Source organism: Halorubrum depositum, assembly GCF_007671725.1.
Lineage (GTDB): Archaea > Halobacteriota > Halobacteria > Halobacteriales > Haloferacaceae > Halorubrum > Halorubrum depositum.
This window is the reverse complement of record NZ_VCNM01000002.1, coordinates 1,068,778-1,084,295: the sequence shown is the minus strand read 5'-3', so window position 1 is coordinate 1,084,295 and position 15,518 is coordinate 1,068,778. Positions and strand designations below refer to the sequence as shown.

The 15,518-nt window shown below is 70.8% G+C and carries 16 protein-coding genes; 2 read left to right on the top strand and 14 right to left on the bottom strand.

Features of this window, described 5'->3' with window-relative positions; translation table 11 throughout:
- Positions 1-19: 19 nt before the first annotated feature.
- From FGM06_RS12915 to FGM06_RS12905, 3 genes are all read right to left on the bottom strand, one after another.
- Positions 20-976 carry an alpha/beta fold hydrolase gene (locus tag FGM06_RS12915; protein WP_144799647.1) on the bottom strand — a complete coding sequence of 319 codons (957 nt, stop codon included), beginning with the start codon at positions 974-976 and terminating at the stop codon, positions 20-22.
- Positions 977-1,062: 86 nt separating this feature from the next.
- Complete coding sequence (gene meaB / locus FGM06_RS12910) at positions 1,063-2,175, bottom strand: methylmalonyl Co-A mutase-associated GTPase MeaB (RefSeq protein ID WP_144799646.1); 1,113 nt, start codon at positions 2,173-2,175, stop codon at positions 1,063-1,065.
- Positions 2,176-2,595 carry a cobalamin B12-binding domain-containing protein gene (locus tag FGM06_RS12905; protein ID WP_144799645.1) on the bottom strand — a complete coding sequence of 140 codons (420 nt, stop codon included), beginning with the start codon at positions 2,593-2,595 and terminating at the stop codon, positions 2,176-2,178. It lies immediately after the preceding gene.
- A gap of 173 nt (positions 2,596-2,768) precedes the next feature.
- Here FGM06_RS12905 and FGM06_RS12900 point away from each other — a divergent pair, with 173 nt between their 5' ends.
- A complete protein-coding gene (locus FGM06_RS12900) occupies positions 2,769-3,662 on the top strand; it encodes a VOC family protein (RefSeq protein WP_144799644.1) in 894 nt (297 codons plus the stop codon).
- Positions 3,663-3,710: 48 nt separating this feature from the next.
- Here FGM06_RS12900 and FGM06_RS12895 read toward each other — a convergent pair whose 3' ends face one another.
- The 8 genes from FGM06_RS12895 to FGM06_RS12860 form a co-directional block, all read right to left on the bottom strand.
- Positions 3,711-4,763: a sodium:calcium antiporter gene (locus FGM06_RS12895; protein ID WP_144799643.1), complete on the bottom strand. Its 1,053-nt coding sequence runs from the start codon at positions 4,761-4,763 to the stop codon at positions 3,711-3,713.
- A gap of 137 nt (positions 4,764-4,900) precedes the next feature.
- On the bottom strand, positions 4,901-5,287 hold the full coding sequence (locus tag FGM06_RS12890) for a hypothetical protein (RefSeq protein ID WP_144799642.1): 387 nt from the start codon (positions 5,285-5,287) through the stop codon (positions 4,901-4,903).
- 94 nt (positions 5,288-5,381) lie between these two features.
- Positions 5,382-5,852: an arsenate-mycothiol transferase ArsC gene (locus FGM06_RS12885; protein WP_144799641.1), complete on the bottom strand. Its 471-nt coding sequence runs from the start codon at positions 5,850-5,852 to the stop codon at positions 5,382-5,384.
- A gap of 27 nt (positions 5,853-5,879) precedes the next feature.
- Positions 5,880-6,599 carry a phosphate signaling complex PhoU family protein gene (locus FGM06_RS12880; RefSeq protein ID WP_144799640.1) on the bottom strand — a complete coding sequence of 240 codons (720 nt, stop codon included), beginning with the start codon at positions 6,597-6,599 and terminating at the stop codon, positions 5,880-5,882.
- The gene (gene pstB / locus FGM06_RS12875) at positions 6,600-7,430 is read right to left on the bottom strand and encodes a phosphate ABC transporter ATP-binding protein PstB (RefSeq protein WP_144799639.1); all 831 of its coding nucleotides are present in this window, start codon (positions 7,428-7,430) and stop codon (positions 6,600-6,602) included.
- A gap of 1 nt (position 7,431) precedes the next feature.
- Positions 7,432-9,198, bottom strand: a complete 1,767-nt coding sequence (pstA, locus tag FGM06_RS12870) for a phosphate ABC transporter permease PstA (RefSeq protein ID WP_144799638.1) — start codon at positions 9,196-9,198, stop codon at positions 7,432-7,434.
- Positions 9,198-10,172, bottom strand: a complete 975-nt coding sequence (gene pstC, locus FGM06_RS12865; RefSeq protein ID WP_144799637.1) for a phosphate ABC transporter permease subunit PstC — start codon at positions 10,170-10,172, stop codon at positions 9,198-9,200. The genes pstA and pstC overlap by 1 nt, the downstream gene beginning before the upstream one ends.
- 56 nt (positions 10,173-10,228) lie before the next feature.
- The gene (locus FGM06_RS12860; protein ID WP_144799636.1) at positions 10,229-11,251 is read right to left on the bottom strand and encodes a PstS family phosphate ABC transporter substrate-binding protein; all 1,023 of its coding nucleotides are present in this window, start codon (positions 11,249-11,251) and stop codon (positions 10,229-10,231) included.
- A 177-nt stretch (positions 11,252-11,428) separates the two neighbouring features.
- Between FGM06_RS12860 and FGM06_RS12855 the strand changes: the two genes are divergently transcribed.
- A complete protein-coding gene (locus tag FGM06_RS12855; protein WP_144799635.1) occupies positions 11,429-11,749 on the top strand; it encodes a DUF7853 family protein in 321 nt (106 codons plus the stop codon).
- A 16-nt stretch (positions 11,750-11,765) separates the two neighbouring features.
- Here FGM06_RS12855 and FGM06_RS12850 read toward each other — a convergent pair whose 3' ends face one another.
- From FGM06_RS12850 to FGM06_RS12840, 3 genes are all read right to left on the bottom strand, one after another.
- A complete protein-coding gene (locus FGM06_RS12850; protein WP_144799634.1) occupies positions 11,766-13,955 on the bottom strand; it encodes a heterodisulfide reductase-related iron-sulfur binding cluster in 2,190 nt (729 codons plus the stop codon).
- 79 nt (positions 13,956-14,034) lie between these two features.
- Complete coding sequence (locus FGM06_RS12845; RefSeq protein WP_144799633.1) at positions 14,035-14,748, bottom strand: energy-coupling factor transporter transmembrane component T family protein; 714 nt, start codon at positions 14,746-14,748, stop codon at positions 14,035-14,037.
- Positions 14,745-15,515, bottom strand: coding sequence for an energy-coupling factor ABC transporter ATP-binding protein (locus FGM06_RS12840; protein ID WP_144799632.1), 771 nt, complete (start codon positions 15,513-15,515; stop codon positions 14,745-14,747). The genes FGM06_RS12845 and FGM06_RS12840 overlap by 4 nt, the downstream gene beginning before the upstream one ends.
- Positions 15,516-15,518 lie beyond the last annotated feature (3 nt).

Below are 15,518 nucleotides of genomic sequence, written 5' to 3'. Positions count from 1 at the left end.
GGGCGGCGTCGCTCCCGCCTCAGGCGGTCGCGCCGGCGACGAGGCTCTCCCGCACCGTCTCGACGAACCGGTCCGGGTGTTCGACGTGCGGGAGCAGCCGCGCGCGGTCGAAGACGACGAGGCGCGCGTCGGCCTCGTCGGCGAGCTCGCGGCCGTCGGAGAGGGGGCTCACCTCGGCCTCGCGCCCCCAGACGACCGTCGGCGGCACGTCGAGGTCGGCGAGCGCGGCCGCCAGGTCGACGTCGCTGTTGAGGTAGCCGGAGACGAAGGAGGCCGGCGCGAACCGAGCGTTCTCGACGTGGGTCGTCCGCCACTCGTAGTCGGTCCACTCCTCGCCCGGGTTCGTCGGGTCGTCGTAGCCGTGGTCGGCGTTGAAGTAGCGGATCGACGGCTTCGAGGCGACGACGTTGAACAGCGCGTCCCCGATCAGCGGCGACCGGATCAGCTCGCGGAGCCACGACTTCGGCGGGCTCGGCCCGGCGGTGCTCGTCGGACAGACGCCGACGAAGCCGCTCACGTCGACCGCGTCGTTCCCCGACCCGTCCCCGGTCGCCGCCCCGGCGGCGTACGCGGCCGACAGCGACGAGGCGACGACGGCCGGCTCGTGGAGGTCGGCGAGGAAGTCGCGGACGAAGTCCTCGTACAGCGCGGCGGAGTACCGGAGCGGCGGCCGGTCGGAGCGGCCGTACCCCGGGAAGTCCGGCGCGATCACGTGGTAGTCGGCGGCCAGGTCGTCGAACACCGCGCGCCACTCGCCGGAGGAGGCGGCGGCGTTGATCCCGTGGAACAGCGCGAGGTCCGGGTCGTCGGGGTCGCCCGCCTCGGTGAACGCGACGTCCATCCCGCGCCAGCGGAAGACGCCGTCGTCGCCGTCGAGCGGGGCCTCCAGCTCGCCCTCGTACCGGAGTCCGGTGTTGACCGCGGCGAGCGCGCCGACGCCGAGGAGGGCGGTCCCTGCGAGGTGCCTGAGCTTCATGGAAACCTGTTGGTCCGCTGGCGACTTATACCTCGTGGCCCGGCAAGGCGGTCACGCCGCCGGCCCGTCAGTCGCCCCGCGGTCGGTCACTCCCGGTCCGTCTCCACGCAGTCGACGATGGGGGCGACGACCTCGGCGGCGACGCTGTAGGGGTCGGTCTCGCGCCGCCGGACCGCCTCGGCGAGCCGGTCGATCCCGCCGCGCCGATCGATCTCGTCGGTCGCGAGCGCACCCACGTCCGAGCGCACGAGCGTCCGGATCTCCTCGGCGTAGCGCCGGCGCTTCGTCGCCTCGATCTCGCCCGACTCGCGGAGGTGCGCGGCGTGGTCGTCGAACGCCGCGATCAGCTCGTCGACGCCCTCGCCCGTGTTCGCGACGGTGCGGAGCACCTCGGGGGTCCACTCGGGAGCGTCGTCGCCGTCGTCCTCGGAGCCCCCCGGGTCGTCCGGGTGCTCCGGCGCGTCGAACCCGTGGTGGCCCGTGTCGAGCCCCTTCGTCGGCCCCTCGCGCAGGTGGACCATCTCCTCTAACTCGGCGAGGGTGCGCTCCGCGCCGTCCATGTCGGCCTTGTTGACGACGAATACGTCGCCGATCTCTAAGATACCGGCCTTCAGGGTCTGCACGTCGTCGCCGGAGCCGGGCTGGACGAGCACCGCCACCGTGTCGGCGGTGCGCACCACGTCGACCTCGTTCTGCCCGGCGCCGACCGTCTCGATGATCACGACGTCCTTGCCGAAAGCGTCGAGCGCCTTCACGGCGTCCGCGGTCGCCATCGAGAGCCCGCCGAGCTGACCGCGCGCGCTCATCGACCGGAAGAACACGTCCATGTCGCCGACGTTCGACCCCATCCTGATCCGGTCGCCGAGCACGGCGCCCCCGGTGTACGGCGAGGAGGGGTCGACCGCGACGACGCCGACCGTGTCCCCGCGCTCGCGGTAGGCGGCCGCCAGCTTGTCGACTAGCGTCGACTTCCCGGCGCCGGGCGAGCCCGTGATCCCGATCACGTCCGCGCCACCGGTGTGCCCGTGGAGCGCGGAGACGATCGCCCGGTGGCCCGCCGCCCGGTCCTCGATCCGCGTGATGACGCGGGCGAGCGCCCGGTGGCTCCCGGCGAGCAGCTCCTCGACGAGCTCGGCGTCGCGGTCGCTCAGCTCCGGGGTCCGCTCCGCCGCCGACCCGTCGCGTTGCGGCCCGTCCATCTACGCCCGCTCCGGCACGTTGTTCCGGATGAACTCGATCGTCTCCTCCATCGGCGTCCCGGGGCCGAACACCTCGGCGACGCCGAGCTCCTTGAGCTCCGCCTCGTCGTCGTCGGGGATGATCCCGCCCACGAGGATCAGGGTGTCCTCGAACGCGTCGTACTCCTTCAGCCCCTCGATCACCTTCGGAACGAGGGTGTTGTGGGCGCCCGAGAGGATCGAGATCCCGAGCACGTCGACGTCCTCCTGGACCGCCGCCTGCACGATGTCCTCCGGGGCGCGGTGGAGCCCGGAGTAGACGACCTCGAAGCCGGCGTCGCGGAACGCCCGCGCGATCACGTGTGCGCCCCGGTCGTGGCCGTCGAGGCCGACCTTCGCGACCAGACACCGGATGGCCCGCTCTTCCTGTTCGACGCTCATGTCGGGTACTGCGTCGGCCCCCCGCTTGACTCTAACGGACGATCGGGAGAGTCCGTGCCGCCGAGGCCGTCGCGGTCGGTCGTTCCGCTCTCGTCGCGGCTTTCACCCGCTCCGCTCCAGACGCGACGTCCGCGATCGACGCGTTGAACGCGCGGCCGTCCGTACCGTCCGACATGACCGACGCTCTCCCCGACGACCGCCTCCCAGCCGGAACGCGGATCGGCCGCGCCGCGCTCCGCGTCGCCGACCTCGACGAGACGACCGCCTTCTACCGCGACGTCGTCGGCCTCGCGGTCCTCGACCGCGACGGCGACGAGGCCGTCCTCGGCGTCGACGCCGAGCCCCTTCTCGTCCTGCGACGCGATCCGGACCGCCCCGAACGCGGGCGCACCGAGGCCGGCCTCTTCCACACCGCGTTCCGGGTCCCCTCCCGAGCGGCGCTCGGCGAGGCGCTGGGACGAGTGCGGGACCGCTGGCGGCTCGACGGCGCCTCCGACCACCTCGTCAGCGAGGCGTTATACCTCGACGACCCGGAGGGGAACGGGGTGGAGATCTACCGCGACCGCCCCCGCGAGGAGTGGCCCACCGACGACGACGGGACGGTCCGGATGGCGACCGACCCGCTCGACGTCGAGGGCGTCGCCGCCGCGGCGGGCGGGGAATCGGGGGAGGCGTCGGACTCGCCCGCCGACCACGCCCCGCCCGGCACCGACGTCGGGCACGTCCACCTCGAAGCGACGTCGCTGTCGGCGTTCGAGGCGGTCTACGTCGACGGGATCGGCTTCGAGATCGGCGTGACGGGGCCGAACGTCAGGTTCGTCGCGGCCGGCGGCTACCACCACCACCTCGCCGCGAACACGTGGCGCGGGCGAACGACGCCCGCGACGGGGCTCGGCCTCGCGTGGTTCGAGGTGGTCGTCCCCGACGTCGACGCGCTGGACGCGGTGCGGACCCGACTCGACGCGGTCGCGGCCGACAGTGACGCCGAGGTCGCGGCCGACGAGCGCGACCGCGGGATCGCCGTCACCGACGCCGACGGCATCGAGGTTCGGGTCCGGACGCCGTAGCCGGACGCCGACGGTCGCGGAGTCCGCCGGCGCGTCGGTCGGGTCCGGTCACCCGACGATCGTTCGGAGCGTCTCCTCGGTGAGCAGCGCGGTGACCCCGAGCGCCTCGCTCGTCATCCACCCGATGAAGGCGACGTACATCGCGAGGAGGACGTACCCCTCCTCGCGGGTGAGCTCGAAGTCCGTCGCGGCCAGCACCACGACGACGAGGGTGGTGTAAAAGAGGAATATCATCAGCGGCACGGACGTGAGGAAGCCGATCGAGACGCCGCCGGCGAGGACGACGCCGATCGGTAGCGCCGCGACGAGGTTGAACGTGTTCGTCCCGAAGACGTTCGCGACCGCCGCCCGCTGGTCGCCCGCCTCGCCCATCTTCACGCCGACGAGCAGGTCGGGGAACGAGCTCATCGCCGACAGCACCGTCACGGAGACGAGGAACGGCGGCGCGCCGAGCGCGTCCGAGAGCTCCATCGTCATGCCGACCATCGATTCGACGCCGACGAGCACGACGCCCAGCCCGGCCGCGAACAGCCCGGCCTGCTTCGGGACGTTCGTCGACTCCGTCCGCTTCAAATCCGACGCGCCGCTCTTCCCGCCGACGAGCAAGATGACGTACACGCCGTACAGCACCAGCAGGCCGACGCCCATTTGCGGGGTGATCCGCGCGAGCTCCCGGCCGTCCGTCCCGAGGACGCCGATCGCGATCACGCCGAAGAGGGCGAGAACGGCCACCATGTAGAAGATGGCGTCGCGGTAGACGATCCCCTGCGTCGTCGACGTGTCGCCGCTCGTAATGGCGACGGCGCTCGGAATGACTAGGATGTTGAACACGGCCGTCCCGATGAGCGCCCCCGCGCCGACGCCGAACTCGCCGAGCACGAGCACGGAGATGACGATGATCGCGAGCTCGGGGAACGACGTCGCGGCCGCGACGATGAGCCCGCCCTGGATCGCCTGCGAGACCCCGAAGTGGTCGCTGATCTTCGAGGTCGTCGACTCGATGACGTTGGCCCCCTTCCAGGTCAGGAGGAACCCGATCGCGCCGAGCGCGACCCAGACGGCGAGCGACTGATCCCCGATGAGCTCCTGCAGTATCGTCACGCGTACCCCGTGGGTGCGGAGTCGATTATGACTTCTGGAGGCCGCGTCCGAACGGAGCGGAGAAGATCGGCGGTCGGACTCCCGCGAACGGGGTCGTCACTTCGTCGAAGATCGGCACCCCGTGGAAGGGGACGCCGTTACGCGAGGGCCGGCTCCGGGTCGCTCCCGAGCCGCACGTCGGTCAGCGCCTCGACGTCCGCCCGCAGCGTCGCCTCGTCGTCGTCGAACCCGTACCGTTCGAGCGTTGCGGCCTCCCCGGTTCGCAGCGACTCGCCGCTCGGCGGGAGCGCGGCCCGGAGCCCGTCGGTCGCTCGCTCGTTGATGACGGTGGCTCGGTCCCTGTCGGGGTCGATCCCGATGCGGAGCCCGGCGAGCGGTTTCAGGTCGTCGTTCCGTTTCGCGGCGTCCACGACGCCGTGGAACCAGCGGGCGGCGAGTCGTTCGCTCGGCAGAATGATATGTCCGGTGTCGCGATCGAAGCTCGTGTTGTGGCGCCGAATGCGACGCTCTAACGTCTCGTTCATGTGCGACTATGTAGGTCCTCTATTCCGTTAAATGTGTGCTTTCAGGGCCTCTATCCGTCGATATTGATCATTACGTTCGGCGCCACGGGGCCGCCTACCGCTCACCGTCGTACTCGCCGAACCGATCGTCGAAGAGGGCGACGACGCGGCGCTCGATCTCGTCGCGGATCTCCCGGACCTCCTCGATCGGGCGCTCGCCCGGGTCGTCGAGGTCCCAATCGTCGGTGTCGACGCCGTCCAGGTCGAGCGTCGAACAGCCCATCGTGGCGACGAAGTCGGAGGCGGCGAGCGTCTCCTCGGAGACGTGCCGCGGCGTCCGACCGTTCACGTCGAGACCGACCTCCGCGAGCGCCTCCGCGACCACGCCGTGGACGCTGTCGGCGGGGGCGGTGCCCCCGGTCACGATCTCGACGCGGTCGCCGAGGCCGCGTCGGTCCCGCTCGCGCTCCGCGAACGCCGTCGCCATCTGGCTCCGCCCGGCGTTGCGGACGCACATGAACGTGAGGGTGGTCGTCTCGTCGGTCGCTTCGTCGGTGTCGGCCGCCGTGTCGGTGGGGTGGGTCATGGTGTGTCTGGTTCGCGCCGGGCGGCGTCAGTAGATCAGCTCGTCGTCGTTCTCGACCATGTACAGGGTGCGCGCCGCCACGTTGACCGCGTGGTCGGCCACCCGCTCGAGGTCGCGCACCGCGAGCAGCGCGCGCGACACCTCGTCGAGGGAGGCCTCCAGCGCCTCGGCGTCGGCTGCCTCGGTGGCGCCGCCGCTCCCGTCCTCGGCGGCCGCCTCGGCGCGGGCGCGGTCGGCCTCCAGCAGCTCCCGGACGACCGCCTCGCTCGCCTGCCGACACCGCTCGTCGAACGCGTCGTCCCGCGCGGCGATCTCCCGGCACGCCTCAGCGTCGCCCGCCTCGTAGGCGGCGACCGCGTCGGCGACCATCTCGCCGGCCCCCGCGCCGAGCTCGCGGAACTCGACGGCCGGGTGAACGCCCCCGTCGGGCCCGCCGTAGCCGGCGAGGTTGGTCGCGAGGTCGGCCACGCGTTCGAGGTCGGTGATCACCTTGAACGAGGCCGCGACCAGTCGGAGGTCGCCGGCGACGGGCTGCTGGAGCGCGAGCAGCTCCGTGCAGTCGTCCTCCAAGCCGAGGTACGTCTCGTTCACCTCGCGGTCGCCCTCGATCACCTCTTGCGCGAGGGCGTCGTCGCCGGCCGCGGCCGCCTCGATCGCGGCGTCGTACCGCTCGCCGACGAGCTCGCCCATCGCGACGACGTCGGCGCGGAGCCGGTCGAGCCGCTCCTGGTAGTTCTTCCGGGGCATCTATCCGAACTTCCCCGTGATGTAGTCCTCGACGCGCTGCTCTTCGGGGTCCTCGAATATCTTGGTCGTGTCGTCGTACTCGACGAGCCGGCCGCCGGTGAGGAAGACGGCGGTCCGGTCGGAGATGCGCGCCGCCTGCTGCATGTTGTGCGTGACGATGATGACGGTGTACTCCTCCGCGAGGTCGTCGATGAGGTCCTCGATCTTCGAGGCCGCGACGGGGTCGAGCGCCGACGTCGGCTCGTCCATCAGGACGACCTCCGGGTCGGGCGCGATGGCGCGGGCGATACAGAGCCGCTGCTGCTGCCCGCCGGAGAGGTCGAGCCCCGAGGAATCGAGCTGGTCTTTCACCTCGTCCCACAGCGCGGCGGCCTTCAGCGACTCCTCGACTCGCTCGTCGACGTCGCCCTCGTATCCCTGGATCTTCAGTCCGTACGCGACGTTGTCGCGGATCGACTTCGGGAACGGGTTCGGCTTCTGGAACACCATCCCGATCTTCCGACGCAGCGCGACCGGGTCGACGTCGTCGTCGTACACGTTCTTCCCGCCGAACTCCACGTCGCCCTCGACGCGGCAGACCTCGATCATGTCGTTCATCCGGTTGATACACCGGAGGAACGTCGACTTGCCGCAGCCCGAGGGGCCGATGAGCGCCGTCACGCGCTTCTCGGGGATCTCGATCGACACGTCGTCGATCGCCTGCTCGTCCCCGTAGAAGACGTTCAGGTCGCGCGCGGCCACCGCGGTCCGCTCCGCGCCCGCCGTCCGGTCGTTCGATTCGGTCTCTACGTCCGTCGTGATGAGCGAGTCGCTCGATCGTGTGTTACTCATGTTAGGTCCCCCGCTCCGCGCGGTTCCGCAGCAGTATCGCCGTTCCGTTCATGCCGATGAGGATGATCAGCAGCGTGATCACGCCGGCCGCGACGACGCCGTACCGGAACTCCGCCTGGGGGAAGTTCGCCCACGCGTAGATCTGCATCGGCATCGCGCTGAACCGGCTGAAGAGGCTGCTCGGCGCGCTGAACACCGTGGTCGCCGCGCCGATCATGATGAGCGGCGCGGTCTCGCCGATCGCCCGCCCGAGCGCGAGGATCGTCCCGGTCAGGATACCGGGCAGGGCCTCCGGGAGGACGACGTTCTTCGTCGTCTGCCACCGGGTCGCGCCCATCGCGTCCGACCCCCGGCGCAGGTCGTCCGGCACCGACCGGATCGCCTCCTGCGCGGAGATGATCGTGATCGGGAGGATGAGCAGCGACAGCGTCAGCGACGCGGTCACCGCGGTCCCGAGCCCGAATCCGAGCAGGTTCGCGAACAGCCCCAGCCCGAGCAGCCCGTACACGACCGACGGAATGGCGGCGAGGTTCGCGATGTTCACCTGAAGCAGCCGCGTCAGCGACCCGACGAGGCCGCTCCCGGCCGTGTACTCCTCCAGGAAGACGGAGGTCCCCACGCCGAGCACGAACGACAGCACCGCGACCAGCGCGATGATGATCACCGAGCCGACGATCGCCGGGTAGAGGCCGGCCTCGGCCGCGGTCCGCGACGGCGCCTCCGTGACGAACGACGCGTCGAGCCACGGGTCCGGCGCCGGGAAGCCGAACGCCTCGACGACGAGCGCCCCGACGAGCGCCCCGCCGACGAGGAGGGCGGGCAGCGCGAGCCCGGCGAGCCCCTCGCCGACGTCGAGCGCGCGGTGGACGTAGACCGCCGTCGGCACGCCCGTCACGGCGAGCACGATCAGCGTGGTGGAGGCGGGGAGCCCGACGCTCCCGGCGAGGAAGCCGCCCGCGGTCGCGACGGCGAGCGGGACGCCGCCGGCGGCGACCCCCGCGGTCCGACCGCCGCGACCGGCGACGACGATACCCCCGGCGACCGCGACCGGGACCGCGATCGTCCAGAGGTAGATGATGAGGTCGGAGGGGTAGGTGGTGACGACCGATCGCAGGAGGACCGCCGCCAACGCGCCCAGGAGGCCGATCGGGATGGCGGCCGTCAGGGCGATCGAGGCGTCCCGGTACCGCCCGTATCCGTACGCGAGCGCCGCCGGGACGACCCCTAGCGTGTACGCGAGGAACCACACCAGCTCGTCGAACACGAGGAACAGCGTCCCCACGGCGAGCCCGATCGCGATCCCGCCGACGAGCCGGCCCGCCAGTCCGAAGCCGACGGCGCCGACCCGCCCGCGGCTCCCGACGTACGCGAGGTACGCGGTGACCGGCACGGCGACGACGAAGAGGTACGCGAGCTGCCAGCTGAGCCGCGGGATCGGCGCGACGAGCGCCTCGACCGCGGTGAACGGCACCGCGACCGCGACGAGTCCCCCGCCGAGCGCGACGAGGGACTGCCGCGTCACCGCCGCGTCGTTCGCGCTGTACAGGCAGAACGCGAGGAACGGAGCGACGAGGGTGAGGAAGTACGTCAGCAGCCACTCCGGGCTGGCGTTCGCCAGGTCGAAGGCGTCGATCGTGACGTACACGAGCAGCACGCCGAGCGCGACGAGTCCGATCACGCTCGCGCCGAGCGAGAGGTACTCGAAGAGGACCCCTCGGACCCGACTCACCTCGCCGAACCCGCCCGAGGTCGCGTTGTCCGTCGCCATCAGTACTCCTCCCGGTAGCGTTGCGCGATGATGTCACTGATCACGTTCATTGCGAGCGTCACCACGAACAGCGTGAGTCCGAGCGCGAACATCGAGTCGTACGGGATCGACCCGCCCGTGAGGTCGCCGCCGGCGATCTGCACCATCGCGACCGTGATCGTCATCCCGGAGTCCAGGAGGACGTCGGCGGGGTTGATGAACGGAATTCCGAACGCGGCCTCCCGGACCGCCGGCATCCGCGCCTGCGCGCCCATCGCGACGACGACGATCATCGTCTCGCCGATGGCGCGCGACACCGCGAGGATGTACGACGAGGCGATCCCCGAGATCGAGGCGGGGACCACGATCCCGGTCGACACCTCGAACTTCGTCGCGCCGAGCCCGTAGCCCGCCTGCCGCAGGTCGTCGGGGACCGCGCTCATCGCGTCCTCCGAGATCGACGACACCATCGGGATCGTCATGATGCCGACCATGATCGACGCCGAGAGCGCGTTGAAGGTGCTCATTTCCGGGAACAGCGTCGCCTTCAGCGCCGGCGTGACGTACACCAGCGCGAAGTAGCCGTACACGACCGTCGGGATGCCGGCGAGGATCTCGAGGAGCGGCTTCAGTATCGAGCGCGCGTTCGACGTTGCGTACTCGCTGAGGTAGATCGCCGTCAGCGTCCCCACGGGGAGCGCGATGAACGCCGCCGTGACCGTCACGACGATCGTCCCGATCAGCAGGGGGATGATGCCGAACGCCTGCCCGCCGCCGGCCGGGTTCGGGCTCCAGTTGGTGCCGGTCAGGAACTCGGCGATCGCTACCTCTTGGAAGAACACCACTGCGTCCGACAGCAGCGTCACGAAGATCGCGACCGTCGTGAGCAGGGTGACCGCCGCGCACGCGGCGAAGAGGCCGCCGTAGGTTCCCTCCTTCAGTCGTCTGAGCCCGCTCCGACGCTGGAGATCGGGGCTCTCGGTACTATCTGTCACAACCGGTCGGGTATCGAACGCTGTCGTAAATCAATACACCGGTTCATGGCGCCGACTCAGCCCTGCGCCTGCTCGATGGCGTCTTCGAGGATCTCCATCTGCTCCTCCTGGGTCTCCTCGGTCGCGGGCACGTATCCGACGTCGCCGGCGACGAGCTCCTCGTTCGTCGTCTGCTCGACGAAGTACCGGGCGAACTCGGCGACGTGCTCCTTACCGAGCGACTCGATCGAGGGGTACGTGTACAGCGACCGCGAGAGGGGGCTGTACTCGCCGGAGGCGGCCGTCTCGAGGCTCGGTTCGACCGGCCCCTCGCCGGAGTCGATCCCGAGCGCCTTGAGCTGGTCGGGGTTCTGGAAGTAGTACGCGAAGCCGAAGTAGCCGATCGCGTACTCGCTCCCCGAGACCCCCTGCGCGATCGAGTTGTCCTGCTCGGTCGCCTGGTAGTCGCCGGTGTGGCCGCGCTCCTCTAAGATCGTCTCGATGAAGTAGTCGTACGTCCCGGAGGTGTCGGCGGCGCCGAACCGCTCGATCTCCTCGTTCGGGAACTCGTCGCGGACCTCGTCCCACGTCTGGGCGGGGTCCTCCTCCCAGATCTGCGCGAGCTCCTCGACGGTGAGGGAGTCGATCCAGTCGGCCTCGGGGTTGACGACGACCGTGAGCGCGTCCGTCGCCGCGATGAGCTCGACGTACTCGACGCCGTTCTCCGCGCACAGCTCCTCCTCCGCGGGCTGGATCTCACGGCTCGCGTTGTTGAAATCGGTGTCGCCGACGCAGAAGTAGTTGGAGAACCCGCCGCCGGAGCCGGTCGAGCTGATGTCGACCGAGACCTGATCGTGTTCGGCCGCGAAATCCTCCGCGATCGCGCTCATCAGCGGGAAGACGGTCGAGGACCCGGCGATGTTGATCGACCCGGAGAGCGTGTCGTCTCCGCCGTCGGAGCCGTCTCCGGAGCCGCCGTCGGAACCGTCCCCGGAGCTCTGCGTACAACCGGCGAGGCCGAGGGCCCCGACACCGGCGAGCGCCGCGAGCGATTTCCGCCGTGTGATCTCCGTAGTGTCTGCGTCGTGGCTGGAAGCCATCAACAGCTGATCGACGTGTCCCAGTTAAGTAGTATGCTATGAGGGGTATGCCCCGAGCAGTATCGCTCCCCGGCGATATATACTCTATATAGTTCGACCGACCCCTCGTCTCGCGGTCGGCGTCGACGGCGAGGGTGCGGGCGTGTTTTTAAGACCCTCCGTGCGAACACCGGGACGATGACCCCTCCGACGAACGGGAACCTCTCGCTCTCCCGCGAAGAGGCGTGGATCGCCCACGCCGCCCTGCTCGACGCGGGCGCGGTCGCGGCCGCCGCCGGCGACGATCCCCCCGCGCAGCGCCGACCGATCCGGCGCATCGAGCGCGATCGCGCGCTCGCCCCCGAGGGCACCGAGCTGCTCCGCGACGCGCTGATCGACTACCTCGGCGACGCTCCCGTGCGCGACCGGGCTCCGGGGCGGGCGCTGCTGCGCCGGGTCGACGAGGCGGTCGAGTCCCGAGCGCCGTCGTCCCCGCGGGACGCGGGCCGGGGCGCCTGAATCCGGGTCCGCCCTCTCACTCCGCCTCCACCGCCTCGATCAGGAGTTCGGCGACGTCGACGATCTCCACGTCGTCCTCGAAGTCGCCCGTCTTCCGGCCGTCCTCGAACATCGTCGTGCACATCGGGCAGGCGACGACGAACTTCTCTATCGCGCCGCCCGCGTCGGTGTCCTCGACCGCCTCGCGGAGGCGCTCCTCGCTCGGCTTGACGGCCTCGTCGTGCTCGGTCCAGAGCCCGCCCCCGCCGCCGCCGCAGCAGAACGAGTCGTCGCGCGAGCGCGGCATCTCGTGGAGGTCGGCGCCGGTCGCTGAGATTAGCTCGCGGGGCGCCTCGTACTCGTCGTTGTACCGGCCGAGGTGGCAGGGGTCGTGGTAGGTGACGGTGTAGTCGAGCTCGTCGCCCGACAGCCCGAGCCGGCCCTCGTCGACGAGCTCTTCGACCACCTGCGTCCAGTGGCGCACGTCGATCTCTCCCTCCGGGTTCCACGGCTCCTCGCGGTCGAACGGCATCATCGGGTCGTCCGCGAACTCCGCGAAGTCGACCTCGGGGTACTCGTTTTTGATGGTGTTGTACGAGTGCGGGTCCGTGCAGACGATCTTCTCGAACTCGCAGTCGGCGAACGTCTCGACGTGATGGCCCGCCAGCTCGAGATAGAGGAACTCCTCGCCGATCCGGCGGACGTCGTTGCCGTCGTTCTTCTCGTCGTCGAACAGGATGCCGAACTCGACGCCCGCCTCGTCGAACAGGCGGGCGAGCGCGCGGGCGACCTCCTTGTTCCGGTCGTCGAAGCTCGGGTAGTCGCCGACGTACCAGAGGTACTCCACCTCGCGCTCGCGGGCGTCCGGGACCTCGACGTCCTCGAGCTCGTCCGCCCAGTCGCCGCGGGCCGACTGCGACTCGCCGAAGGTGTTCCCCTTCTGCATCACGTCCTGGAACACGTCTTGGAGGTTCGAGTCCACGGCGCCCTCGTCGACGAGCTGGCGGTTCATCTTGGTGAAGGAGGTGAGGTGCTCGATGTCGACCGGGCAGGCGTCCATGCAGGCCATACAGGACATGCAGGACTCCATCGACTCGCTGTCGATCACGCCGCCCTCGTCGGCGACGATGGGGACGGTGCCGCCGTCGCTGGCGGCGGCGGAGCTGGCCACGCCGCCGTCGGTCGCGACCGACCCGCCGCCGCCGCTCCCCGCCACCGGGTCGTCCGTCACCGACTCGCGGTACGCCTTCAGGTCGAGGATCACGTCACGGGGGTCGAGGTTCCGGCCGACCGTGTCGGCCGGGCAGGCGTCGGTGCAGCGGCCGCACTTCGTGCAGGCGTCGCCGTCCATCAGCTCCTTCCACGTGAAGTCGTCGAGCGACTCGGCGTTGGTGTGGTCGAGGTCGGCGGGGACGTTCGGGAGCCGCGCGCCGGCCTTCTCGTCGCGGGCGACGACGTTCGCGAACGAGGAGATCATGTGGAACGGCTTCGCGTACGGGATCCACGCGATGAACGCGAACGCCAAAAGCGAGTGGCTCCACCAGACGACGCCGTAGATCGCCTCGGCGCCCGCGGGCGTCAGCCCGGCCCACCGGAACCCGGCGGCCATCGCCATCCCGATGAAGCTCACCGTCTCGTCGGCCCGCGCCGGCTGGCCGACGATGCCGAGCGCCTGCACGACGAAGCCGCCGACGCCGAGCAGGAAGAGGGTCCAGACGAACGCGTCGTCCTCGAACGTGGTGTGTTTCCCCCACAGCCGCCCGTCGCGCTCCCTGTAGCGCCGGTACATGGCCATCCCGACGCCGACGACGAACAGCAGGCCGAACGCGTCGACGGTGAACTGGTAGGCCAGGTAGAAGTCGCCGACCCAGAACGACTCGCCCGCGATCGGGCGGTAGACGTCGATGTCGAACCCGAGGATCGTCGTCGCGACGAGCAGGGTGAGAAAGCCCCACAGCACGAACGCGTGCATCACGCCGGTGTACGCGTCCCCGTCGAACTGGTTCTCGTTCGAGAGGACGGTCCGGGTCGCGGAGACGACCCGGCTCGGGAGGTCCGACAGCCGGTCGCGGGGGTCCGCGCTTCCGCGGGCGTACGCCGCGAACCGAGCGTACACGCCGTACAGGAAGACGAGGATCGCGACCGCGGCGAGCCAGTAGAACGCGGCCTTCCCCACCGGGCCGATCGTCCAGAACGTCTCCCGGGTGGCCGCCTGCAGCGGAGTCATGGTAGATCAGCCGGATACGGTCCGGTTAAAACTTGCCACGCGGAGTCGATCCGCCGTCGGTCCGGGGCCGTTCCAGGCCTCAGACCGCTCCGGCCAGCGCGGCCGCGAGCAGGCCGCAGCCGACCGCCAACGCGACCGCGTCCGCGCGTCCGAACGCGAGCCGCGGGAGCGTCGGATTCCACGCGAAACACCGGGCCGCGAGGGCGGTCCCCAGCCGGTCCGCGCGGCCGAGGGCGCGGTCGATCCCCGCGACGGCGACGATTCGCATCCGGTCGCGCACCGGTAGCTCGTCGCCCAAGCGCACCCGCATCGCGTCGCGCGCGGTCAGCAGATCGCGTTTCAACAGGGGGAGGAACCGGAACACGAGCGCGACGCCGGCCCCGAGGAGCTGGCCGGGCCTGCCGGGGACGGTGTGCTGGATCGCCGCCCGGGAGTCGCGGACGGGCGTCGACCGCACGTAGGCGGCGGCGACGACGAGCACCAGGAGGACCCGGTAGCTCGCCAGCGCCGTGTCGGCCGCGCGGTCGACCCGGAACCAGGGATCGCCGAGGGTCGCGCCCGCCACGAACGGGGCGACGAGGAGGAACGGGAGCGCGACCCGGTACGCCCACAGGTCGCGCGGGCCCCCGCCGGCCAGCCGCAGGCAGCCGACGGCGACGACCGTCAGCGCTGTGAGCCCGCGCGGCGTCGTGTGCGCGAAGGCGGCGGACGCGAACCCGACCTGCACGAGGAGCTTCGACCGCGGGTCGAGGCGGTGAGCGAGCGAGTCCCCGGGGACGTACGAGAGCGTCACGGATCGGCTGCCCGTTCCGCGAGGCCGTTCTCGGGAACTCGAACGTCGAGCCCGGGGAGATCCCCGACGGCCGCCTCCGGGTCAGCGTCGACCGCGACCCGGCCGTCCGCCAGCCCGATCACGCGGTCGGCGAGCCCGAGCACGTCCCGCAGGTCGTGGGTGACGACGATCACGCTCGTCCCCTCGCGGTGGAGGTCCCGGAGGCGGTCGACGACCGAGCGCCGCGCCGGCTCGTCGAGCCCGGTGAACGGCTCGTCTAAGACGAGGTGGTCCGGCTCCATCGCCAGCGCGCCGGCGATCGCGACGCGCTCGCGCTCGCCGCCCGACAGCGACGCGATCCGGTCCTCCTCGCGCCCGGTCATGTTGACGGCGTCGAGCGCGGTCGCGACCCGGCGGTCGATCTCGGCGTGCGACAGGCCGAGGTTCTCCGGGCCGAAGGCGACGTCACTGCCGACGGTCGCCGCGACCAGCTGGTCGCGCGGGTCCTGGAACACCATGCCGACCGCGGTCCGGGCGGCGACGAGGTCGTCTGCGACCGGGTTTCCGTTGACCGACACGGTCCCGGAGTCCGGCGTCACCAGCCCGTTGAACGTCCGGACCAGCGTCGTCTTCCCGGAGCCGTTCGCGCCCGCGACGATCAGGAACTCGCCGTCGGGGACCGAGAGGGAGACGTCGTCGACGGCGACCACTCTCCCGTCGCCGTCGCCGCCGCTCTCGCCGGACCGCGTCCCGCCGTACCGACGGGTGACGCCGTCGACGTCGATCACGGC

Coding starts and splice junctions, on each gene's coding strand:
- FGM06_RS12915 (WP_144799647.1), bottom strand. CDS start 976: ATGAAGCTCAGGCACCTCGCAGGGACCGCCCTCCTCGGCGTCGGCGCG.
- meaB (WP_144799646.1), bottom strand. CDS start 2,175: ATGGACGGGCCGCAACGCGACGGGTCGGCGGCGGAGCGGACCCCGGAG.
- FGM06_RS12905 (WP_144799645.1), bottom strand. CDS start 2,595: ATGAGCGTCGAACAGGAAGAGCGGGCCATCCGGTGTCTGGTCGCGAAG.
- FGM06_RS12900 (WP_144799644.1), top strand. CDS start 2,769: ATGACCGACGCTCTCCCCGACGACCGCCTCCCAGCCGGAACGCGGATC.
- FGM06_RS12890 (WP_144799642.1), bottom strand. CDS start 5,287: ATGAACGAGACGTTAGAGCGTCGCATTCGGCGCCACAACACGAGCTTC.
- FGM06_RS12885 (WP_144799641.1), bottom strand. CDS start 5,852: ATGACCCACCCCACCGACACGGCGGCCGACACCGACGAAGCGACCGAC.
- FGM06_RS12880 (WP_144799640.1), bottom strand. CDS start 6,599: ATGCCCCGGAAGAACTACCAGGAGCGGCTCGACCGGCTCCGCGCCGAC.
- pstB (WP_144799639.1), bottom strand. CDS start 7,430: ATGAGTAACACACGATCGAGCGACTCGCTCATCACGACGGACGTAGAG.
- pstA (WP_144799638.1), bottom strand. CDS start 9,198: ATGGCGACGGACAACGCGACCTCGGGCGGGTTCGGCGAGGTGAGTCGG.
- FGM06_RS12860 (WP_144799636.1), bottom strand. CDS start 11,251: ATGGCTTCCAGCCACGACGCAGACACTACGGAGATCACACGGCGGAAA.
- FGM06_RS12855 (WP_144799635.1), top strand. CDS start 11,429: ATGACCCCTCCGACGAACGGGAACCTCTCGCTCTCCCGCGAAGAGGCG.
- FGM06_RS12850 (WP_144799634.1), bottom strand. CDS start 13,955: ATGACTCCGCTGCAGGCGGCCACCCGGGAGACGTTCTGGACGATCGGC.